Annotated in this window: 1 protein-coding gene; it reads left to right on the top strand. The window is 71.8% G+C overall.

Annotated elements, in window-relative coordinates; translation table 11 throughout:
• Positions 1–110 (top strand): helix-turn-helix domain-containing protein (locus B2W55_RS07585; protein WP_291532204.1); only part of this gene is annotated, 110 nt, incomplete at its 5' end.
• Positions 111–259 lie beyond the last annotated feature (149 nt).

The raw sequence follows: 259 nt of genomic DNA, 5'->3' as shown, positions 1-259 counted from the left end.
TGATCGCCCAGATCAGCCGCTTCTCAGGCAATATCTCGCGCACCGCGGAGTTCGTCGGCATGGAGCGCTCGGCGCTGCATCGCAAGCTGAAGGCGCTCGGGGTCGGCTGACCCCGGCATCGCCGGGCCGGTCGCCGACCGGTGGCCCGGTGCGCAGTCCCGGCAATCGGCTCCCGGCGAGCCGGTTGCCCGATCTGGGGCCCGGGACGGGGGACGAGGCGAGAGCGGGGCCGGCACAACCGGGGATTTATCCACTCTCC

The organism is Bradyrhizobium sp. UBA2491, from assembly GCF_002341725.1.
In the GTDB taxonomy this organism is placed as follows: Bacteria; Pseudomonadota; Alphaproteobacteria; order Rhizobiales; family Xanthobacteraceae; genus Bradyrhizobium.
This window is presented reverse-complemented; position numbering and strand designations above follow the sequence as displayed.